16 protein-coding genes and 1 tRNA gene are annotated in these 22,193 nt (G+C 67.6%); 12 read left to right on the top strand and 5 right to left on the bottom strand.

Annotated elements, in window-relative coordinates; genetic code table 11:
• Positions 1-81 precede the first annotated feature (81 nt).
• Positions 82-1,497: an MFS transporter gene (locus CFB41_RS11390; protein WP_089456489.1), complete on the top strand. Its 1,416-nt coding sequence runs from the start codon at positions 82-84 to the stop codon at positions 1,495-1,497.
• Positions 1,498-1,662: 165 nt separating this feature from the next.
• On the opposite strand, the gene CFB41_RS11385 is transcribed toward CFB41_RS11390, so the two are convergent.
• Positions 1,663-1,938 (bottom strand): oxidative damage protection protein, encoded by a 276-nt coding sequence (locus CFB41_RS11385; RefSeq protein WP_006478357.1) that lies wholly within the window; start codon positions 1,936-1,938, stop codon positions 1,663-1,665.
• A gap of 49 nt (positions 1,939-1,987) precedes the next feature.
• Complete coding sequence (gene argA / locus CFB41_RS11380) at positions 1,988-3,367, bottom strand: amino-acid N-acetyltransferase (RefSeq protein WP_089456488.1); 1,380 nt, start codon at positions 3,365-3,367, stop codon at positions 1,988-1,990.
• A 23-nt stretch (positions 3,368-3,390) separates the two neighbouring features.
• Between argA and hrpA the strand changes: the two genes are divergently transcribed.
• From hrpA to CFB41_RS11355, 5 genes are all read left to right on the top strand, one after another.
• On the top strand, positions 3,391-7,596 hold the full coding sequence (hrpA, locus tag CFB41_RS11375; RefSeq protein ID WP_089456487.1) for an ATP-dependent RNA helicase HrpA: 4,206 nt from the start codon (positions 3,391-3,393) through the stop codon (positions 7,594-7,596).
• A 189-nt stretch (positions 7,597-7,785) separates the two neighbouring features.
• On the top strand, positions 7,786-8,775 hold the full coding sequence (locus CFB41_RS11370; RefSeq protein WP_089456486.1) for a beta-propeller fold lactonase family protein: 990 nt from the start codon (positions 7,786-7,788) through the stop codon (positions 8,773-8,775).
• Positions 8,776-8,791: 16 nt separating this feature from the next.
• Positions 8,792-9,766: a sterol desaturase family protein gene (locus CFB41_RS11365; protein ID WP_047852133.1), complete on the top strand. Its 975-nt coding sequence runs from the start codon at positions 8,792-8,794 to the stop codon at positions 9,764-9,766.
• Between the two features lie 111 nt (positions 9,767-9,877).
• The gene (locus CFB41_RS11360) at positions 9,878-10,705 is read left to right on the top strand and encodes an EI24 domain-containing protein (RefSeq protein WP_089456485.1); all 828 of its coding nucleotides are present in this window, start codon (positions 9,878-9,880) and stop codon (positions 10,703-10,705) included.
• Positions 10,702-11,517: a molybdopterin-binding protein gene (locus CFB41_RS11355; protein WP_089456484.1), complete on the top strand. Its 816-nt coding sequence runs from the start codon at positions 10,702-10,704 to the stop codon at positions 11,515-11,517. Before CFB41_RS11360 ends, CFB41_RS11355 begins: the two co-directional genes overlap by 4 nt.
• A 115-nt stretch (positions 11,518-11,632) precedes the next feature.
• Here the strand turns inward: CFB41_RS11355 and CFB41_RS11350 are convergent, their stop codons facing one another.
• On the bottom strand, positions 11,633-12,097 hold the full coding sequence (locus CFB41_RS11350; protein ID WP_089440560.1) for a rhodanese-like domain-containing protein: 465 nt from the start codon (positions 12,095-12,097) through the stop codon (positions 11,633-11,635).
• Positions 12,098-12,501: 404 nt separating this feature from the next.
• Between CFB41_RS11350 and glnA the strand changes: the two genes are divergently transcribed.
• The 4 genes from glnA to CFB41_RS11330 all read left to right on the top strand — a co-directional run bounded on the left by glnA (position 12,502) and on the right by CFB41_RS11330 (position 18,989).
• Entirely contained in the window at positions 12,502-13,917 is a 1,416-nt protein-coding gene (gene glnA / locus CFB41_RS11345) for a type I glutamate--ammonia ligase (protein WP_039364811.1), read from the top strand.
• A gap of 161 nt (positions 13,918-14,078) precedes the next feature.
• A complete protein-coding gene (gene glnL, locus CFB41_RS11340; protein WP_179250004.1) occupies positions 14,079-15,221 on the top strand; it encodes a nitrogen regulation protein NR(II) in 1,143 nt (380 codons plus the stop codon).
• A gap of 46 nt (positions 15,222-15,267) precedes the next feature.
• The gene (ntrC, locus tag CFB41_RS11335; RefSeq protein WP_089456483.1) at positions 15,268-16,785 is read left to right on the top strand and encodes a nitrogen regulation protein NR(I); all 1,518 of its coding nucleotides are present in this window, start codon (positions 15,268-15,270) and stop codon (positions 16,783-16,785) included.
• An 89-nt stretch (positions 16,786-16,874) separates the two neighbouring features.
• Positions 16,875-18,989, top strand: coding sequence for a prolyl oligopeptidase family protein (locus CFB41_RS11330; protein ID WP_089456482.1), 2,115 nt, complete (start codon positions 16,875-16,877; stop codon positions 18,987-18,989).
• Between the two features lie 23 nt (positions 18,990-19,012).
• Here CFB41_RS11330 and xth read toward each other — a convergent pair whose 3' ends face one another.
• Positions 19,013-19,789, bottom strand: a complete 777-nt coding sequence (gene xth, locus CFB41_RS11325; protein WP_089456481.1) for an exodeoxyribonuclease III — start codon at positions 19,787-19,789, stop codon at positions 19,013-19,015.
• Between the two features lie 183 nt (positions 19,790-19,972).
• Between xth and CFB41_RS11320 the strand changes: the two genes are divergently transcribed.
• A tRNA-Met gene (locus tag CFB41_RS11320) sits at positions 19,973-20,049 on the top strand.
• A 98-nt stretch (positions 20,050-20,147) separates the two neighbouring features.
• Here the strand turns inward: CFB41_RS11320 and CFB41_RS11315 are convergent.
• A complete protein-coding gene (locus CFB41_RS11315; RefSeq protein WP_089456480.1) occupies positions 20,148-20,840 on the bottom strand; it encodes an aspartate/glutamate racemase family protein in 693 nt (230 codons plus the stop codon).
• Positions 20,841-20,977: 137 nt separating this feature from the next.
• On the opposite strand from CFB41_RS11315, the gene dinB reads away from it, so the two are divergent.
• On the top strand, positions 20,978-22,141 hold the full coding sequence (dinB, locus tag CFB41_RS11310; protein ID WP_089456479.1) for a DNA polymerase IV: 1,164 nt from the start codon (positions 20,978-20,980) through the stop codon (positions 22,139-22,141).
• The last annotated feature ends 52 nt before the right edge of the window (positions 22,142-22,193 follow it).

Raw genomic sequence — 22,193 nt, 5'->3', positions numbered from 1 at the left:
CGCCGGCCGGCGGCGCAATGCCGGCCACCCGGGAAAGGCGCGCGACAGTCGCGCCCCCGACACACCAACATGGAGACATCGATGAGCCGTCAGCCATCCCCGACCGCCGCGCCGCAACTGCGGCCCGGCCGCGCCGCCTTCGCGGCATTCGTCGGCACCACGATCGAGTGGTACGACTTCTACATCTACGGCACGGCCGCTGCGCTCGTGTTCGGCAAGGTGTTCTTTGCGAGCACGATGGATCCCGGCGTCGCGACGCTGCTGGCGTTCGTCACGTTCTGGGCCGGTTTCGCCGCGCGGCCGCTCGGCGGCATCGTGTTCGGGCATCTCGGCGACCGCGTCGGCCGCAAGACCGCGCTCGTGATCACGCTGGTGATGATGGGGCTGGCGACGACCGGCATCGGCCTGTTGCCCGGCTATGCGCAGATCGGCGTCTGGGCGCCGGCCGGCCTCGTCGTGCTGCGCGTGCTGCAGGGCATCGCGGTCGGCGGCGAGTGGGGCGGCGCGGTGCTGATCGCGAGCGAGAACGCGCCGAAGCATCGCAGCATCCTGTATGCGGCGTTCGCGCAGCAGGGCTCGCCCACCGGCAACCTGCTGGCCACGGCCGCGTTCTTCACGCTGAGCGCGCTGCCCACCCCGTCGTTCCTGATGTGGGGCTGGCGCATTCCGTTCCTGCTGTCGGCCGTGCTCGTGATCATCGGCATGGTGATCCGGCTGAAGCTCGAGGAGTCGGCCGACATGCAGCGCGTGCTCGCGCGCAAGCGCACCGTGAAGCTGCCGCTGCGCGACGTCGTGCGCGATCACTGGGTCGTCGTGCTGCTCGCGGCCGGCACGCTGCCGGTGATCAACGTCACGTACTTCCGCAGCACGTTCGCGCTGTCGTGGGCGACCAAGGAACTCGGTTACGCGCAGGGCACGTTCCTCGGCATCCTGTCGATCTCGCTCGTCGTGCAGTTCCTGATGCAGCCGGTCGGCGCGTGGTTCGTGTCGAAGGTCGACATGCGCCGCGCGATGTGCTGGATCCTGATTCCGGAAATCGTGCTGATGCCCGTGATGTTCCATGCGCTCGCAACGCGCTCGTACTGGGTGGCCGTCGCGGGCATGTGCATCTCGACGATTCCGTCGGCGATGTTTTATGGCGCGGTCGGCGGCGTGCTCGCGCGCGTGTTTCCGGCGAACATCCGCTATACGGGCCTGTCGCTCGCGTACCAGTTGAGCGCGCTCGTCGTCGGCGGCGGCACGCCGGTGCTCGCGCAGGCGATCCTCAATGCGACCGGCAGCATCGTCGGCGTCGCGGTGGCATCGGGGCTTTACGCGCTCGTGTCGCTCGTGTGCATGCTGGCGTTGCTGAATCGCACCGGGTATCGCGCGGACGAACTGTCGACGGCCGAACGCAGCGACGCGGCCGAATGGGGCACGGAAGGTGCCGCCGCCGACACCCCGGCCGGTGCGGTTCCGCCGCCGGACGATCGCGGCACGCTGAAGCCGGTGGGTTGAATCGGGCGGTGCGATCGGGCGGCCCGGCGGTTTCGAATGCACCGGCCGTGTCGCATCGCATCGGTTCGGATGCGCCAAAAGCAAACGGCACCGTGCGATGACACGGTGCCGTTTGTCGTTCCCGGCGAGGCGACCAGCGCGGCCGGCCGTCGCGAATGATGGCGGTCAGCCTTCGGTCGGCGGCACGTAGCCGGACGCCTGGTCCGCGCCGTCGCCGAAGAAGTACTTCTCGGTCTGCTTCATCAGGTACTGGCGCGCACGCGGGTCGGCCATGTTCAGGCGGTTTTCGTTGATCAGCATCGTCTGCTGCTTCAGCCAGCCTTGCCACGCTTCCTTTGAGACGCTCTCGTAAATGCGCTTGCCGAGTTCGCCCGGCAGCGGCGGGAAATCGAGGCCTTCGGCTTCCTTGCCGAGCTTCGCGCATTGGATCATTCGAGCCATCGTGTACTTCTCCTGTAATCGGACTGGGGGAGGGCAGTCGTGCCTGCGCTCAGAGCTGTTTCATCAGCACGAGCGACTTGCGCTGCCAGTTATAGAGTTTGCGGCGGTCTTCCGGCAGGTCGTCGACGCTGACCTTGACGAAGCCGCGCTTGAGGAACCAGTGCTCGGTGCGCGTCGTGAGCACGAAGATATGCGTGAGGCCGCGCGCGCGGGCGCGCTGCTCGATGCGCTTGAGCAGGCGTTCGCCGTCGCCCGAGCCCTGCGCTTCCGGCGCGACCGTCAGGCACGCCATCTCGCCGATCTTCTCCTGCTGGTACGGATACAGCGCCGCGCAGCCGAACAGCACGCCATCGTGCTCGATCACCGAGAAGTGGTCGATATCGCGTTCGATCTGGTGGCGGCCGCGCCGCACCAGCGTGCCGTCCGACTCGAGCGGCTCGATCAGCGACAGGATGCCGCCGACGTCGTCCGGCGTCGCTTCGCGCAGGCTCTCGAGGTTCTCGTACGAGATCATCGTGCCGACGCCGTCGTGCAGGAACAGTTCGAGCAGCATGCTGCCGTCGAGCGATTGCGGGATCAGGTGCGCCCGGGTCACACCGCCGCGGCACGCGCGGATCGAATGCTTCAGGAAGAATGCGTCGTCGCCCTGGACGTTGCCGGAATCGAGCAGCTCGGCCGCCGCGTCGAGCGACATTTCACGCACCAGCTCGCCTTCGTCGTCGACGATGCCGGGCGCTTCGGTCAGGAAGATGATCTTGTCGGCGCGCAGCGCGATCGCGGCGGCCGACGCGACATCTTCCATCGACAGGTTGAACGCTTCGCCGGTCGGCGAGAAGCCGAGCGGCGACAGCAGCACGAGCTTGCGGCTCGCGAGCGAATGACGGATCGATTCGGCGTCGATCTTGCGCACGATGCCCGTGTGCGCGAAATCGACCCCGTCGAGAATCCCCACCGGCCGCGCGGTCACGAAGTTGCCCGACACGACGCTGATGTGCGCGTGCGCCATCGGCGAGTTCGGCAGCCCCTGGCTGATCGCGGCCTCGATGTCGAGACGCACTTCCCCGGCCGCTTCCTTCGCGGATTCGAGCGCGCGCGCATCGGTGATGCGCAGCCCGTGCGAAAACTCGGATTCGACACCGTGCAGGCTCAGCTGCTCCTCGACCTGCGGGCGCGAGCCGTGCACCAGCACGATCTGGATACCCATCGCCTGCAGCAGCGCGATGTCGGACACGAGCGCGTTCAGCAGCCCCTGCTGCACCACCTCGCCGCCGAACCCCACGACGAACGTGCTGTTGCGGAACTTGTGGATATAGGGCGCGACGGAGCGCATCCAGTCGACGAACTGCGCGTGACTGGCGGCCGAGTCGTCGGCAACCGGCGGCGTCATGGCGCCGGTCTGGGCGGGAGGGAGGTCGGTTTGGGAATTCATGGGCGGGATTATAATGCGCCCCCATGTCGAATGTACCTAAAAGTCCCGCGCCGACGCGGGCCAAAGCGCCGTCGGCCCGGCACCCGGATGGTGCGGCCGATGCACGCCAGCAGCAGGGCCAGCCGCCGCGCCGGCCGCAGGAACAGCAGGCGGGCAAACCGGCACACGCGCCGCGCGGGCCGCGTGGCGACGCATCGCGCGACGCGCGCCAGCCGGCCGCGAAGGATGCGTCCGCTGTGACGGGCGAGCGCACGCCGCGCCGCGAGCGTCCGCCGCGCGCGGTCGTCGCGCCGAATCCCGTTCCGCCGATCACCTACCCCGAAAGCCTGCCCGTGTCGGGCAAGCGCGACGAAATCGCGCGCGCGATCGCCGGTCATCAGGTTGTCATCGTCTGCGGCGAAACCGGCTCGGGCAAGACCACGCAGCTGCCGAAGATCTGTCTCGATCTCGGCCGCGGCCTCGGCGCCGGCGGCACGGGCCTGATCGGCCATACGCAGCCGCGCCGCCTCGCCGCGTCGTCCACCGGCCGCCGGATCGCCGAGGAACTCGGCACGCCGTTCGGCGAAGTGGTCGGCTACAAGGTGCGCTTTACCGACAATCTCGCGCCGGGCGCGTCCGTGAAGCTGATGACGGACGGGATCCTGCTCGCCGAGACGCAGACCGATCCGTTGCTGAAGGCGTACGACACGCTGATCATCGACGAGGCGCACGAGCGCAGCCTGAACATCGACTTCCTGCTCGGCTACCTGAAGGAAATGCTGCCGAGGCGGCCGGACCTGAAGCTGATCGTCACGTCCGCGACGATCGATGCCGATCGCTTCGCGCGCCATTTCGGCACCGACGCGCATCCCGCGCCCGTGATCGAGGTGAGCGGGCGGCTGTATCCGGTCGAGATGCGCTACCGGCCGGTGGCCGAGGATCGCCCGGCCGTGAAGCACGCCGAAGGCACGGGCGGCCGCGATCGCGTGAAGACCGCGCGCGAAGCCGAGCGCGACCTGATGGACGCGATCGTCGACGCGGTCGACGAGCTGTGCCGCGAAGGCCCCGGCGACGTGCTGGTGTTCCTGCCCGGCGAGCGCGAGATCCGCGAAGCGGCCGAGGCGCTGCGCAAGCACCATCCGCCGCACACCGAGATCCTGCCGCTGTTCGCGCGGCTCTCGGCGGCCGACCAGGACAAGGTGTTCAAGGCGTCGAACGCGCGCCGGATCGTGCTCGCGACCAACGTGGCCGAAACCTCGCTGACGGTGCCGGGCATCCGCTACGTCGTCGACACCGGCCTTGCGCGCGTGAAGCGCTATTCGTACCGGAACAAGGTCGAGCAGTTGCAGGTCGAGTCGATCTCGCAAGCGGCCGCGAACCAGCGCGCGGGCCGTTGCGGCCGCGTGGCCGACGGTGTCTGCATCCGCTTGTACGAGGAAAGCGATTACCAGGCGCGCGCGCGCTTCACCGACCCGGAAATCCTGCGCTCGTCGCTCGCGTCGGTGATCCTGCGGATGAAGTCGCTGCATCTCACCGCGATCGAATCGTTCCCGTTCCTCGAGCCGCCGCCCGGCCGCGCGATCGCGGACGGTTACCAGTTGCTCAACGAACTCGGCGCGGTCGACGACGACAACGCGCTGACGCCGCTCGGCCGCGAACTCGCGCGGCTGCCGCTCGACCCGCGCGTCGGCCGGATGATTCTTGCCGCGCGCGACCAGCAGTCGCTGCGTGAAGTGCTGATCATCGCGAGCGCGCTGTCCGTGCAGGACCCGCGCGACCGCCCGATCGAGGCGCAGGAGCAGGCCGACCAGGCGCACCGCCGGTTCGCCGACGAGCGTTCCGAGTTCCTGCAGTGGCTGAAGATCTGGGCGTGGTTCGAAGAGGCCGTCGCGCACAAGAAGTCGAACCGCCAACTGATCGACGCGTGCCGGCAGAATTTCCTGTCGCACCTGCGGCTGCGCGAGTGGCGCGACGTCCATTCGCAGCTGCTGACCGTCGTGCGCGAGCACGGCTGGCGGCTGAACGAAGTCGAGGCCACGTATGAACAGGTCCATCTGGCCCTGTTGACGGGCCTGCTCGGCAACCTCGGCCTGAAGGCCGACGACGATCCGCACTATCTCGGCGCGCGCGGGATCAAGTTCTACCTGTGGCCGGGCTCCGCGCTCGCGAAGAAGGCCGGCCGCTGGGTGATGGCGGCCGAGCTCGTCGAGACGAGCCGGCTGTACGCGCGCTGCCTCGCGAAGATCGAGCCCGAATGGGTCGAGAAGATCGGCGCGCACCTGCTGAAGAAATCGCTGTCGGAGCCGCACTGGGAAAAGCGTCCGGCGCAGGTCAGTGCGTACGAGCGCGCGACGCTGTACGGGCTGCCGATCTACCACCGCCGGCGCGTCGCGTTCGGCAAGCAGGATCCGGCACGCGCACGCGAGTTGTTCATCCGCGGCGCGCTGGTCGAGGGCGAATTCGACACGAAGCTCGCGTTCTTCGCGCACAACCGCAAGCTGCTCGCCGACATCGAGCAGCTCGAGCACAAGTCGCGACGGCAGGACGTGCTGGTCGACGACGAGCTGATCTACGCGTACTACGACCAGGCGATTCCGGAAGGGATTCACACGGGCGCCGCATTCGAGCGCTGGTATCGCGACGAGGTGAAGAAGAGCGGCCAGCCCGAGGACAAGCTGCGGCTGCTGTACCTGTCGCGCGACGACCTGATGCGCCACGAGGCGGCCGGCGTGACGACCGAGCTGTTCCCGAAGCGCGCGACGATGGCCGGCGTCGAGATGGCCCTCACGTATCACTTCGAGCCCGGCACGCCGCGCGACGGCGTGACGCTCGCGGTGCCGCTGTATGCGCTGAACCAGGTCGACGCGCGCCGCTGCGAGTGGCTCGTGCCCGGGATGCTGAAGGAAAAGGTGCAGTTGCTGCTGAAGTCGCTGCCGCAGAAGCTGCGCCGGCATTGCGTGCCGCTGCCCGAGTACGCGGCCGGTTTCGTCGAACGGATGGGCCGCGAGCGCTTCGGCGCGGGTGGGCTCGTCGAGGCGCTGATCGCCGACGTGCGGGGTGAAACTCAAATCGCGATGAAGACGGCCGACTTCAAGCTGGAAACGCTGCCCGCGCACCTGTTCATGAACTTCAAGGTGATCGACGAGCACGGCCGCCAGCTCGCGATGGGGCGCAATCTCGCGCAGCTTCGCCAGGAGCTGGGCGCGCAGGCGCAGCAGCAGTTCCAGAAGATCGCGGCGGCGTCGACGATCGCCGCGGGCGGCGATGCCGACGGCGGCGAGCCGATCGGCCAGGCGCCGGCCACGGCAGCGACGACGGGTGCCGCCGGCCGCCACGCGAAGGCCGGCAAGGGCGCGGCGCCGCAGACGGCCGCCCCGGCGGAAGCCGGTGCGACCGCGCTGTACGAGAACCTGACGACGTGGAATTTCGGCAAGCTGCCCGAGCTGCTGGAGATTCGCCGGCGAGGCCAGACGCTGTACGGCTACCCGGCACTCGTCGATCGCGGCACGCATTGCGACGTCGAGGTGTTCGATTCGCCGGAGGAGGCCGCGCGCATCCACCGGGCCGGCCTGCGGCGGCTGTTCGCGCTGCAACTGAAGGAGCCGATCAAGTTCCTCGAGAAGAACCTGCCGGGCCTGCGCGAGATGGCGATGCAGTACATGTCGCTCGGCACGCAGGACGAGCTGCGCGACCAGTTGATCGACACGGCGCTCGACCGCGCGTGCCTGCAGGATCCGCTGCCCGACGACGACGCGAGCTTCCACGCACGCCGCGACGAGGGGCGGAGCCGCCTGAACCTGCTCGCGCAGGAAATCGCGCGGCTGGTCGGGCAGATCCTGGCCGAATACGCGGGGCTCGTGAAGAAGCTCGCCCAGGCGAAGCCGTTCGCGCAGGCGCATGCGGACCTGCAGCAGCAGCTCGGCGCGCTGGTCGGCAAGCGTTTCGTGATCGATACGCCGTACGCGCAACTGGCGCACTTCCCGCGCTACCTGAAGGGCATCGCGCTGCGGATCGACAAGCTGAAAGCCGATCCGGCGCGCGACGCGAAGCAGTCGGCCGACCTGCTGCCGCTCGCCCAGCAGTACCAGCGCGCGGTGTCGCAGCGCGGCGGCGTCGCCGATGCGCGGCTCGCGGAATTCCGCTGGCTGCTCGAGGAACTGCGGATTTCGCTGTTCGCGCAGGAACTGCGCACGCCGATGCCTGTCTCTGTCAAGCGTCTGCACAAGGTCTGGGAGTCGATGCAGCGCTAGCGCAACATCGGTTTCCCGGGCCTGCACCGGCGGCCGGCCCCGGCCGGCCGCGCGGCGCCTGCCGCGCGGGCCGACCGGGCCGACCGGGCCGCCGCCGCGTGCGTCGAAGTGGCGCAATGCCGGCTTCGGTCAACCGGCCGGCCCGGTTGAACGTTTTACAATGACGGTTGTTCCACGACGTGAGTCTTCATGCGCACTTTCCTTTCCCTCGGCCGCACGCTCGCGCTGGCCGCCGCCGTGCTGGCGCCCGCCGCCCACGCGAATAACGTGATCATCCTCAATTCGGCCGAAGCGACGCTGTCCCTGATTGACCAGCAGACCCGCCAGGTCGTCGCCACGATGCCGACCGGCAAGGAACCGCACCACCTGATGGCGACGCCCGACAATTCGTCGCTGATCGTTGCAAATTCGGTCTCGAACAGCCTGATGTTTCTCGATCCGAAGACGGGCAAGCTGCAGCGCACCGTCGAAGGGATCGACGATCCTTACCAGCTCGGCTTCTCGCCCGACCGCAAGTGGTTCGCGGCCGCCGGCCTGCGCCTCGACCGCGTCGACATCTACGGCTACGACGGTCGCGACCTGAAGCTCGTGAAGCGCGTGCCGCTCGAGGTGATGCCGAGCCACCTCGCGTTCACGAAGGACAGCAAGACGCTGCTCGTGTCGCTGCAGGTTTCCGGCGAGATCGCGGCGATCGACCTGCCGACGCAGACGGTCAAGTGGAAGATGAAGGTCGGCAAGGTGCCGGCCGGCCTGTGGCTCACGCCGGACGACAAGTACCTGCTCGTCGGGATGACCGGCGCGGATTACGTCGCGGTGGTCGACTGGCGCATCCAGAAGGTCGTCAAGCAGATCTACACCGGCAAGGGCGCACACAACTTCCGCTCGCTCGCCGACGGCACGCACGTCGCGGTCACGAACCGGGTCGCGAACACGATCAGCATCATCGACGAGAACACGCTCACCAACGTCGGCGACATCACCGGCCTGCTGCCGGGCCCGGACGACATGGAGCTGTCCGCCGACAAGAAGACGCTGTGGGTGACGTTCCGCTTCGCGAAGAAGGTCGGGATCATCGACCTGGCGTCGCGCAAGCTGGTGCAGACGATCGCCGTCGGCCGCTCGCCGCACGGCATCTATTTCTACGATCGCGCGCCGTGGCGCGCCGCGAACGGCGCGTGACGGGCAGGGGAGAACGATGCTGCACCTGATCGATGCATTCGTCTCGGACATCCAGACCTGGCTGTACGTCGACGTCGTGCAGCCGCTCCTCTTCAAGTTCAACCTGATGGACTATGACGAGGACACCTACGACGCGCTGTACTGGGTGATCGTCGGGGCGCTGCAGATGGTGCTGATGTTCGTGCTGCTGCGCCCGCTCGAGGCGCTGCTGCCCGTCGAGCGCTGGACGAACCGCCGGGCCGTGCGGGTCGACGTGATCTACACGGCGATCGCGAAGCTCGGCATCTACTCGCTGTTCTTCTTCTTCGCGCTGCAGCCGCTGTTCGACAACTTCCAGGCGTGGCTGCGCCTGCACGGCGTGGCGAACCTGAACCTCGACTACCTGTGGCCGGGCGTGACCTCGAAGCCGATCGTCACGTTCGCGATCTATCTCGTCGTGCTCGATTTCGCCGGCTACTGGTATCACCGCTGGCAGCACAAGTTCGGCATCTGGTGGGAGCTGCACGCCGTGCATCACAGCCAGCGCCAGATGTCGCTGTGGTGCGACGACCGCAACCACGTGCTCGACGACGTGATCCAGTCGTGCTTCTTCGCGGCGATCGCGCTCGTGATCGGCGTGACGCCGTCGCAGTTCGTCGTGCTGACCGCGTTCACGAACTTCATGCAGAGCATTCAGCACACGAATGCGCGGCTGTCGTTCGGCTGGCTCGGCGAGCGCCTGTTCGTGAGCCCGATCTTCCATCGCCGCCACCACGCGGTCGGCTACGGCCACGAAGGCACGAAGTACGGCTGCAACTTCGGCGTGCTGTTCCCGTGGTGGGACATGATGTTCGGCACCGCGTCGTGGAACCGCACGGTCGAGCCGACCGGCATCCGCGACCAGGTCGAGGGCGTGTCCTACGGCGAAGGCTTCTGGGCGCAGCACGGCCTCGCGTTCGTGCGGATCTTCCGGCGCCTGTTCCCCGCCAAGCGCGGCGCGGCATCGGCCTGACCCGGCCATTCCCACGTTGAGCAGCTCTCCCACGCGGCCCGCATGTGCTTTGGCGCATGCGGGCCGCGTGGTTTATCCTTTCCCCGTTTTTCTCCGTCGATACAGGCTCGCATGAACGACTTGCTGCGTTCCTTCGTCCGCGCATTGGCGAGCGCACTGCATCCGCGCATGCTGTGGCTCACCCTGATGCCGTTTCTCGTCTCGGCCGTCCTGTGGGGCGTCGCGCTGTGGTTCTCGTGGCAGTCGCTGCTGGACCTCGCACGCGGCGCGCTCGACGGCTTCGTGCTGACGGCCATGCTGTACCGTGCGTTCGACGCGATCGGCATGTCGCAGCTGCATGCGGTCGTCGCGCCGTTCGTGGTCGTGTCGCTCGCGATTCCGCTGATCGTGCTGACCGTGCTGCTGCTGATCGCGACGATTTCGATGCCGGTCGTGATCAAGCACCTCGCGAACCGGCAGTTCGCGGCGCTCGAGGCGAAGCGGGGCGGCACCTTCTTCGGCAGCGTGTTCAATTCGCTGGGGGCGGCACTGGCCGGCGTCGTCGTGCTGGTCGTCACGATCCCGCTGTGGCTGATTCCGCCGTTCTTCGCGCTGCTGCCGCCGGTGATCTGGGGCTGGCTCACCTACCGCGTGATGACCTACGACGCGCTCGCGCTGCACGCGAGCCGCGACGAGCGCCGGGCGCTCGTGCGGCGGCACCGCTGGCCGCTGATCGGCATCGGCGTCGCGACCGGGCTGCTCGGCACCGTGCCGACCTTCGTGTGGGTATCGTCGGTCTGGATGATGGTGCTGTTCCCGTTCGTCGCGGCGGCCATGATCTGGGTTTACGCTTTCATCCTCGTCTTCTCGGCGCTGTGGTTCGGGCACTATTGCCTGCGCGCGCTGGAGGACTTGCGTGCGAGTTCGCGCGCCACCGCAATCGACATGGGGCAGGCATGAGCATCGGCATCATCATCATCGGCGACGAAATCCTTTCGGGCCGCCGGCAGGACAAGCATCTGGCGAAGGTCATCGAGCTGCTCGGCGCGCGCGGCCTCACGCTCGACTGGGCCGAATACGTCGGCGACGATCCGGCGCGCATCACGGCGACCCTCGCCCGCGCGATCGCATCGGGCGACATCGTGTTCTCGACGGGCGGCATCGGCGCGACGCCGGACGACCACACGCGCCAGTGCGCGGCCGCCGCGCTCGGCGTGCCGCTCGAGTTGCATCCGGAAGCGAAGGTGCTGATTTCCGAGCGGATCCGCGAAACGCATACCGATCCGGCCACGCCGGTCGATTTCGAGTCGCCGGAGAACCAGCACCGCTTCAACATGGGCGTGTTCCCGGTGGGCGCGACGATCATCCCGAACGGCTACAACCGGATTCCCGGCTTCTCGGTCGGCGACCTGCACTTCGTGCCGGGCTTCCCGGTGATGGCGTGGCCGATGATCGAATGGGTGCTCGACACGAAGTACGCGCACCTGCATCACGCGACGCCGCACGCGGAGCGCTCGCTGTACGTGTTCGAACTGCCGGAATCGACACTCACGCCGCTGATGGAGCGCATCGAGCGCGATTTCCAGGGCGTGCGCGTGTTCAGCCTGCCGAGCGTCGGCGATGCGGAGCGTGGCGGGATCTACGCGCGCCGTCACATCGACCTCGGCGTGAAGGGCGAGCCGGAAGCGGTCGCGGCTGCGTACGTGAAGCTGCGTGAGGGCGTGCACCTGCTCGGCGGCGACGTCGTCGAACCCGACACGCCGCGCGCCTGAGCGGCCTCTCGACCCGGCACATAAAAACCACGGGCCGCGCAACGCGGCCCGTCATCGGCATGTCATCGCCCGGCTCGACGATGGGGTCGTCGCAACCGGCGGGAGCGGCGTGCCGTCAGGCGCCGATCCACGGCAGTTTGCGGAAGCACCAGCCTTCGACCGTCTTGCGGTGGCCCTCGGCGTCCTTCGCGCCCTCGAAGCCTTCGAGCAGGTCGAAGGCCTTCGTGAAGCCGGCCTGCGTGGAGGCGATCGCGGCGAGCTTCGAGCGCGCGGCGCTGCGGCACAGGAACAGGATGGGCGTATCGGCCGGGAGGGCCGCCTTCAGCTCGTTGATGAATTCGGCGTTCGGCACGCCGCCCGGGTAGCGCGTCCATTCGAGGTGCAGGTACTGGCCGTCGCCGACGAGCGGGCGGCCGATCCAGTCGAGTTCGGCGCGGGTGCGCACGTCGACGAGGCGCGCCGACGGATCGAGCTGCAGCAGTTCGAAGGCCTCGGCCGGCAGCAGCGCCCCGGCGTAGTTGAGCGCGGCTTGTGCGCGGCGTTCGTCGGCCTTCGCGTAAAGCTGGTCGAGCGTACTCATGGCAGGGAGTCTCCTATCGGTCAAACGAACATTCTAGCGCGGCGTCGCGGCACGGATGTCCGCGTAGGGGACAGTGCGCACCCCCACACGCGCTCACCAAAAGAGTGCAAAATGACGCGCATGCACCAAGATGATTTGGCGAGTAGGGCGCACTGCGATGATTGCACCATGTCGGTGCTTCCGGTTTGGGGGCGGTGCGCGGCGGAGCCCCGGAATTGCGCAGCACAGCCCCGTCGCGACGAGCGCCGGCGCGATTCGCGCCCCTCTCGCGCATAGGTGGCACGGAAGCTGCTTTATAGAATTCGGTCGAATCGGGGCGCGCTGCGCCAAAGCAAGACCCCGGTCAGCTCGATAAACGAGGCGGTTCCCAGTCCGCCGGAATTGTTCAATCAGGAGAAGAGGTTATGAGTAAAACCGTCGCCGACGTCATGCAGCTCGTGAAGGACGAGGACGTCAAGTTTGTCGATTTCCGCTTCACGGATACGCGCGGCAAGGAACAGCACGTGTCGGTGCCGGTTTCGGCGTTTGACGAAGACAAGTTCGAAAGCGGCCATGCATTCGACGGCTCGTCGATCGCGGGCTGGAAGGGCATCGAGGCGTCGGACATGCTGCTCATGCCGGACCCGACCGCTGCCTTCATCGACCCGTTCTATGAAGAGTCGACCCTGGTGCTGACCTGCGACGTGGTCGAGCCGGCCGACGGCAAGGGCTACGAGCGCGATCCGCGTTCGCTCGCGAAGCGCGCGGAAGCGTACCTGAAGAGCACGGGCATCGGCGACACGGCCTACTTCGGTCCGGAACCGGAATTCTTCATTTTCGACTCGGTCCAGTGGAACACGGACATGTCGGGCTGCTTCGTGAAGATCAACTCGGAAGAAGCACCGTGGTCGGCCGGCAAGGAGTTCGAAGGCGGCAACACGGGCCACCGTCCGGGCACGAAGGGCGGCTACTTCCCGGTCGCGCCGGTCGACACGTTCCAGGACATGCGTTCGGAAATGTGCCTGCTGCTCGAACAGCTCGGCATCCCGGTCGAAGTGCATCACCACGAAGTGGCGGGCCAGGGCCAGAACGAAATCGGCACGAAGTTCTCGACGCTGGTTCAGCGCGCCGACTGGACGCAATGGTCGAAGTACATCATCCATAACGTCGCGCACTCGTACGGCAAGACGGCAACCTTCATGCCGAAGCCGGTCGTCGGCGACAACGGTTCGGGCATGCACGTTCACCAGTCGATCTGGAAGGACGGCCAGAACCTGTTCGCGGGCAACGGCTACGCCGGCCTGTCGGAACTGGCGCTGTTCTACATCGGCGGCATCATCAAGCACGCCCGTGCACTGAACGCGATCACGAACCCGACGACGAACTCGTACAAGCGTCTGGTCCCGCACTTCGAAGCACCGGTCAAGCTCGCCTACTCGGCACGCAACCGTTCGGCATCGATCCGCATTCCGCACGTGTCGAACCCGAAGGGCCGCCGTATCGAAACGCGCTTCCCGGATCCGATGGCGAACCCGTACCTGCTGTTCTCGGCACTGATGATGGCCGGCCTCGACGGGATCCAGAACAAGATCCATCCGGGCGAAGCCGCGGACAAGAACCTGTACGACCTGCCGCCAGAAGAGGATGCAAAGATCCCGACCGTCTGCGCGGGCCTCGACCAGGCAATCGAAGCGCTCGACAAGGATCGCGAGTTCCTGACCCGTGGCGGCGTGTTCACGGACGGCATGCTCGACGCGTACCTCGCGCTGAAGGAGCAGGAGCTGGCGAAGTTCCGCATGACGACGCACCCGATCGAGTTCGAGATGTACTACTCGCTCTAATCGGCGATGGCGCTTCGATTCAGCGCCGTCATGCCGGTTCGTTCCCGTCGCGCGGCCTGCGGCGGGAACGGCGGAGTCTGAAAGGGGCGGCGTCGAGCCGTCCCTTTTTTGTTCCGGTGATTTTTCCTTTTCTGGCCCGTTGAGGCGCGACAAGCACGCAGATGGTTCTGAAGAATCTGATCAAGGCGAAAACGGGGCAGCCCGAGCGACTGACGGACGACGAGCGGCTCGCACGCTCGGGCCTGCTGGCGGGGCTGGAAGCGCTGCCGACGGTCGTGATCGTGCTCGACCGCAAGACGCTGCGGATCACGTTCGCGAATCCGTCTGCGGAGGCGATGCTCGACATCTCGCGCCGGCAGCTCGCGCAGCGGCCGTGGGGCGAGATTTTTCCGAATGCGAACGAGCTTGCATCGACGATCACCGCGATCGGCGAGGAACGCTTTCACGCGACGCACCTCGATACCGTGCTCGACCGGCCCGGCCGCGAACCGCTGCATGTGCATGCGATCGTCGGCTTTCTCGAGACCGCGCCCGATTTCGTGCTCGTCGAGCTGTTCGAGAACGAGCGGCAGTCGCGCACCGATCGCGAGGAACGCATCCACGACCTGACCGCGGTCAACAAGCAACTGATCCGCAACCTCGCGCACGAGATCAAGAACCCGCTCGGCGGCATTCGCGGCGCAGCCCAGCTGCTCGAATTCGAGCTCGGCGAGCGCGAGCGCGGCGAGTTGCGCGAATACACGCAGGTGATCATCAAGGAGTCCGACCGCCTGCAGACGCTCGTCGACCGGTTGCTGGAGCCGCATCGGCACCCGCACATCGTCGGCGACGTGAACATTCATGAAGTATGCGAACGCGTGCGCGCGGTGATGCTCGCGGAATTCCCGCGCGGGCTCACGATCGAGCGCGACTACGACGTGAGCGTGCCGGACCTGCGCGGCGACAAGGAGCAACTGATCCAGGCGCTGCTCAACATCGTGCGCAACGCCGCGCAGGCGCTGCGCGAACGCATCGCGCAGGGCGACGCGAAGATCGAGCTGCGCACGCGCATCGCGCGCAAGGTGACGATCGCGAAGCGCCTGTACCGGCTGGCACTGGACTTGCACGTGATCGACAACGGGCCCGGCATTCCGGAGGAAATCCGCGACCGGATCTTCTACCCGCTCGTGTCCGGGCGCGACGACGGCAGCGGCCTCGGCCTCACGCTCGCGCAGACGTTCGTGCAGCAGCATGACGGGATGATCGAGGTCGAAAGCCGGCCCGGACGTACCGAATTTCAGATCCTGCTGCCGCTCGACCATTGAGCGGCGGCATGGCGATTCACCGGATTTACCCATATCTGACCGACCTATGAAGCCGATCTGGATAGTAGACGACGACCAATCGATCCGCTGGGTGCTCGAAAAGGCGCTCGCCCGGGACAGCTTCGCGACGAAGAGCTTCGCGAACGTGCGAGACGCGCTGGCCGCGCTCGACCACGAGACCCCGCAGGTGCTCGTATCCGACATCCGGATGCCGGGCGGCTCGGGCCTCGAGTTGCTGCAGGCGATGCACGAGCGCCTGCCGGGCCTGCCCGTCATCATCATGACGGCGTTCTCCGATCTCGACAGCGCCGTCGCGGCGTTCCAGGGCGGCGCGTTCGAATATCTCGCGAAGCCGTTCGACGTCGACAAGGCGGTCGAGCTGATCCGTCGCGCGGTGGAGGAAAGCCTGCGCGGCGGCGCGCCGCAGGACGAGCGCGTGGCCGAGGCGCCCGAGATGCTCGGCCAGGCGCCCGCGATGCAGGACATGTTCCGCGCGATCGGCCGCCTGTCGCACTCGGCCGCGACCGTGCTGATCACCGGCGAATCGGGCACCGGCAAGGAGCTCGTCGCGCGTGCGCTGCACCGCCACAGCCCGCGTGCGAACGGGCCGTTCATCGCGCTGAACACCGCGGCGATTCCGAAAGACCTGCTCGAATCCGAGCTGTTCGGCCACGAGCGCGGCGCGTTCACCGGCGCGCAGACGACGCGGCAGGGCCGCTTCGAGCAGGCCGAGAACGGCACGCTGTTCCTCGACGAAATCGGCGATATGCCGTTCGACCTGCAGACGCGCCTGTTGCGCGTGCTGTCGGACGGGCAGTTCTATCGGGTCGGCGGCCACAACCCGCTGCGCGCGAACGTGCGCGTGATCGCCGCCACGCACCAGAATCTCGAATCGCGCGTGCGGCAGGGGCTGTTCCGCGAGGACCTTTACCACCGGCTCAACGTGATCCGGCTGCGCCTGCCGCCGCTGCGCGAGCGCAGCGAGGATATCGCGCTGCTCACGCGCCACTTCCTGCAGAAGAGTGCGCGCGATCTCGGCGTCGAGCCGAAGCGCGTGTCCGACGAAGCGCTGGCTTACCTGACGTCGCTGGCGTTTCCCGGCAACGTGCGCCAGCTCGAGAACCTCGCGAACTGGCTGACCGTGATGGCGCCCGCGCAGACGGTCGAGATCAAGGACCTGCCGCCCGACCTCGTGCCGGCCGGTGCGCCGGTCGCTGCGGCGGGCGACGGTGCGGATGCGCACGGCAACGGTGGCGAGGCTGCGCTCGCGCAACCGGCGATCGGTGCGCTGCCGGCGGTGTCCGCGCCCGTCGCGGCCGCGCCGAACGGGGGCGCGCCGGCTGGCTATCCGGTCTGGGAGCATGGCTTGCGTACCGAAGTCGCACGGCTGTTGCGCGAGAACTCGGCCGACGTGATGGACGAACTCGCACGCCGCTTCGAGGCGGCCGTGATCCGCGAGGCGCTCGACTTCACGCGCGGCCGCAAGGTCGAGGCCGCAGAGCGGCTCGGCATCGGCCGCAACACGATCACGCGCAAGATCCAGGAACTCCATCTGGAGCCCTGAGCACGATTCGCGGCATGCGCGGGCATCGCGCATGCCGCGATCGGACATAATCGCGGTTTGCATGCCGTTTGCCATTCCGCCCATTCTCAATGTCCGATTCCTTCCGCTGGCCCGCCGGGGCCGACCCGTTCCGTTTCCTCGAAGCGCTCGACAGCAAGCGCGCCCGCACGTGGGTCGACGAGCAGAATGCGCGCACGCGCGCCGCGCTGCGTGACGACGACGCGTATCGCGCGCTGACCGCGCGCCTCGCCAAAGCGTACCTGCCGCGCGAGCGCCCGGTGATTCCGACCCGCTGGCGCGACTGGGCCTACGACCTGTGGCAGGACGACCTTCATCCGAAGGGGCTGTGGCGCCGCACGCGCTGGGACGACTGGCGCGCGGGAAAACCGGTGTGGGAAACGCTGCTCGACGTCGACGCGCTCGGTGTGGAGGAGGGCGAGTCGTGGGTGTTCGAGCAGGACGCGATCCTGTACCCGGACGGCGATCGTGCGCTGCTGTCGCTATCGCCGGGCGGTGCCGACGCGGTCGTCGTGCGCGAATTCGATCTCGTCGAACGCCGTTTCGTCGACGGCGGTTTCACGATCGACGAGCCGGGGCATCACACGGTCGGCTGGATCGATCGCGATACCGTCTACGTGAGCTGGGATCGCGGCGAAGCGCATGCGACCGCGGCCGGCTATCCGTATGAAGCGCGGCGCTGGGTGCGTGGCACGGCGCTGGCCGATGCGCCCGTCGTCTTCCGCGGCGAACCCGACGACATCAGCGTGGGGGCGGGATTCGATCCGATCGACAACCGTCACGTCGCGTGGCGCAGCGTCGATTTCTTCGACGCACATGCGTACCGCTTGACGGAGGCGGGCGAGTGGGTGCGCTACGACGTGCCGACCCATGTCGAGGTCGGGTTCTGGGAAGGCTGGCTCATGCTGGAGCCGCGCCTCGACTGGGAGTGTGACGGCGTACGCCATGCGGGCGGTTCGCTGCTCGCGATCCGCGAGCAGGCGTTCCTCGCCGGGTCGCGCGAATTCACGACGCTGTTCGCGCCGCAACCGTCGACGTCCGCGTGCACGTGGACGCACACGCGCACGACGCTGATCGCCTGCTGGCTCGACGACGTGCACAACCGCACGATGCTGTGGCAGCCGAGCCAGGCCGACGACGGTACGTGGACGTGGGATGCGCGGCCGTTCGAGTGGCCGGGGCCGGGCGATGCGCAGATCGACGTCGAGCCCGTCGAGTCGACGCTGAACGACGAGATTTACGTGGATGTCGACACCTGTCTCGATCCGCCCGAATGCTGGCTGGCCGATCTTGCGGATCGCGCGGACGATGCGCCGTCGCGCCGCGTGCTGCTCGACCGGCCGCCGGTGCAGTTCGATGCGGCCGGGCTTGTCGTGCGCCGCGCGAGCGCACGCTCGCAAGACGGCACGATCGTGCCGTACACGCTGATCGGGCCGCGCGATGCACTCGACGTGGCCGACGGCGCCACGCGTGTCGCGCGGCCGTGCCTGCTGTCGGGCTATGGCGGCTTCGCGATTCCGAACCTGCCGGGCTACAGCGATGCGTTCGGTATCGGGTGGCTCGAGCGCGGCGGCGTGATGGCGTTCGCGCACATCCGCGGCGGCGGCGAGTTCGGGCCTCGCTGGCACGTCGATGCGCAGCGCGAACACCGCCAGCGTTCGTTCGACGATTTCATCGCGGTGGCCGAGGATCTGGCCGCGACCGGCGTGACGACCGCCGCGCAGCTCGGCATCGAAGGCGGCAGCAACGGCGGGTTGCTGGTCGCCGCGTGCATGGTGCAGCGGCCGGAGTTGTTCGGCGCGGTGCTCTGCCGTGTGCCGCTGCTCGACATGCGGCGCTATCCGAAGCTGCACGCAGGTGCCGCATGGCTCGACGAATACGGCGACCCGGACGATCCGCACGAAGGTGCGGCGCTGGCCGCGTACTCGCCGTATCACCGCGTGCGCGAAAGCGTCGCGTATCCGCCGCTGCTGCTGACGACGTCGACGCGCGACGACCGCGTGCATCCCGCGCATGCGCGCAAGATGGCTGCGCGCATGCACGCGCTCGGTCATGAACGGGTGTGGTACTGGGAGAACACCGACGGCGGCCACGGCAGCGCCGACGATCTGGAACGCGCGGAGGCCGATGCGGCCGAATTCGGGTTCCTGTGGGCCCATCTCGGGCCGGCGCCCGCGCGGCGCTGAACGCGCGCGGGCTGCGCGGGAGATCAGCCGACGACCGCGACGACGGGCGTGTGGTCGGACGGCTGCTCCCACGTGCGCGGCGTGCGATCGACTTCGCACGACGTGCAGGTTTCGGCCAGCGCCGGCGACAGCAGCACGTGGTCGATGCGCAGCCCCGCGTTGCGGCGGAACGCCATCATCCGGTAGTCCCACCACGTGAAGGTTTTCTCCGGCTGTTCGAAGCGGCGGAACGCATCGACGAAGCCGAGCTCGATCAGTTGCGCGAAGTGGGCGCGCTCCTGCGGCGACACGAGGTTCTGGCCTTCCCATTTCGCCGGGTCGTGCACGTCGCGGTCTTCCGGCGCAATGTTGTAGTCGCCGAGCAGCGCGAGCTTCGGGTAGCGCTGCAGTTCGGTGCGCAGCCATGCCTGCAGCGCGTCGAGCCATTGCATCTTGTAGACGAACTTGTCGGAGTCGGGCGCCTGGCCGTTCGGGAAATACGCGGACACGATGCGGATGCCGTCGACCGTCGCGGCGACCACGCGCTGCTGCGGATCGTCAAAGCCCGGGATGTTGCGCACGATGTCCGATTCGTCGACGACGAGCGTGTCGCGCACGAGGATCGCGACGCCGTTGTAGGTCTTCTGGCCGGTGAACCAGCTGCGGTAGCCGACCGCCTCGAGATCGGCGCGCGGGAATTTCTCGTCCGGCAGCTTCAGTTCCTGCAGGCACAGCACGTCGGTTCCGCTTTGCGCGAGCCAGTCGAGCACGTGCTGCTTGCGGACGTTGAGCGAGTTGACGTTCCAGGTGGCGATTTTCATGAACGGGAGTGTGCGTGCGGGGTGAATTCGAAGGCCGCCATCTTACCGCGAGCACGCGGCGCGAACGCGCGCTTCGTGCGGGGCGGGGAAGGCGCCGCGCGCGGCCGTTTCGATGAACCGGGAAGAAATTGTGACAAAAGTATTGACGTGAGTACTTCCTCACCCTATAATTTATTTCTCTGACGCGGGGTGGAGCAGTCTGGCAGCTCGTCGGGCTCATAACCCGAAGGTCGTAGGTTCAAATCCTACCCCCGCAACCAAGCACACCAGACGATGTGCAGCGCAAGTGACCGATGCGCGCTTCGTCGACAGGAACCCGGCCCCCGTGCCGGGTTTTTTGTTTTCCGCGCGGCAGCGATCAGCGCGCCGCCCACTCGACCGCCGCCTTCGCATGGAGCGCGGTCGTATCGAACACCGGCAGCGGCGAATCGTTCGCGCCGATCAGCAGCGTGATTTCCGTGCAGCCGAGGATCACGGCCTGCGCACCGCGCCGGGCCAGTTCCTCGATGATCGCCACGTACGTCGCACGCGATTCCGGCGAGACGATGCCGTGGCACAGCTCGTCGTAGATGATCCGGTGCACGTCGCCGCGCCCGCGTTCGTCCGGCACGAGCACCTCCATCCCGAACTTCCCGCGCAGCCGCTCCGCGTAGAACGGCAGCTCCATCGTGTAGCGCGTGCCGAGCAGCGCGACGCGCTCGACGCCGGCATCGCGCAGTGCAGTGCCGGTCGGATCGGCGATATGCAGGAACGGCAACTTCACCGCGGCTTCGATCGCATCGCAGACGCGATGCATCGTATTGGTGGTCAGCACGACCAGATCGGCGCCGGCCGCCTCGAGCCGTCGTGCGGCGTCGGCCATCCGTTCGCCGAGCGCGGCCCAGTCGTGCGTGCGCTGCAGCGCTTCGATCTCCGCGAAATCGACCGTGACCAGCACGCTCTTCGCGTTGTGATGGCCGCCGTGCAGCGCCTTCGAATGGCGATTGATCATCCGGTAGTACTCGGCCGACGATTCCCAGCTCATCCCGCCGATCAGTCCGATCGTCTTCATCCGTCACCTTGGCGTTTCGTGTCTTGTGGCAGACGAGTATAGGCGCGGCTGTCCGTGCCCGGCCGGTACGATCCGCGCAAAGCGGGCCGGTACGGCGCCGCCGGGCGCGGCCGCACGCGACAGTTGAAACCGGCACTGTGTTTTTGTACAGTATCGGCACCGTGAACCCGACCATCATTCCGCCTGCCGATCCGCCCGCGCCGCCGCCGGGCGATGCGCAGCCGCGCATGCGCAAGATCATTCACTGCGACTGCGACTGCTTCTACGCGTCGGTCGAGATGCGCGACGACCCGTCGCTGCGCAACCGGCCGCTCGCGGTCGGCGGCCGGCCCGACCAGCGTGGCGTGATCGCGACCTGCAACTACGAGGCGCGGCGCTATGGCGTGCATTCGGCGATGTCGTCGGCGCTGGCGATGCGCAAGTGCCCGGACCTGCTGATCCTGCCCACTGCAATGGACAAGTACCGCGCGGCATCGCGGCAGATCATGGCGATCTATCGCGACTACACGCCCGACGTCGAGCCGCTGTCGCTCGACGAGGCGTACCTCGACGTCAGCGGGTCGGAGCGCTGCCAGGGGAGTGCCACGCTGATTGCGCGGGAGATCCGCCAGCGCGTGTTCGACACGGTCGGCGTGACCGTGTCGGCCGGCGTCGCGCCGAACAAGTTCATCGCGAAGATCGCGTCCGACTGGAACAAGCCCGACGGGCTGTTCGTCGTGCGGCCGCACGAGATCGACGCGTTCGTCGCGGCGCTGCCGGTGCGCAAGCTGCACGGCGTCGGCAAGGTGACGGCCACGCGGCTCGACCGGCTCGGCATCCAGACCTGCGCGCAGTTGCGCGACTGGCCGCTGATCGACCTGCACCGCGAATTCGGCGCGTTCGGGCGGCGCTTGTACGAACTGTCGCGCGGGATCGACGAGCGGCGCGTGCAGGCCGACCAGGAGCGCAAGTCGGTCAGCGTCGAGACGACCTACGTGACCGACCTGACGACGCTCGAGCAGTGCGCGGAGGAAATCCGCCGCCTCGTCGTGCAACTCGACGCGCGGATCGAACGGGCGGGCGCCGCGCGCTCGATCCGCAAGCTGTACGTGAAGATCCGCTTCGCTGATTTCCAGCGCACGACGGTCGAGTGCGTGGCCGATGCGACGAATGCGGACACGGCCGTCACGCTGCTCGCGAAGGGGCTGCAACGGCGGGCGCAGGCGGTGCGGCTGCTCGGCGTCGGCGTGCGCATCGACGAAGATACCGCCGAGCGCCACGGACAGTTCTCGCTGTTCGACGACGAGTCGCCCGCGCCATGAAAAAAGGCACCGCCGAAGCGGTGCCTTTGCCCACATGCAGCAGAACGCGCTG

It is taken from the genome of Burkholderia sp. AU33803 (assembly GCF_002223095.1).
GTDB lineage: Bacteria > Pseudomonadota > Gammaproteobacteria > Burkholderiales > Burkholderiaceae > Burkholderia.
Note: the sequence above shows the minus strand (reverse complement) of the source record. Positions and strands in the feature narration are given on the sequence as shown.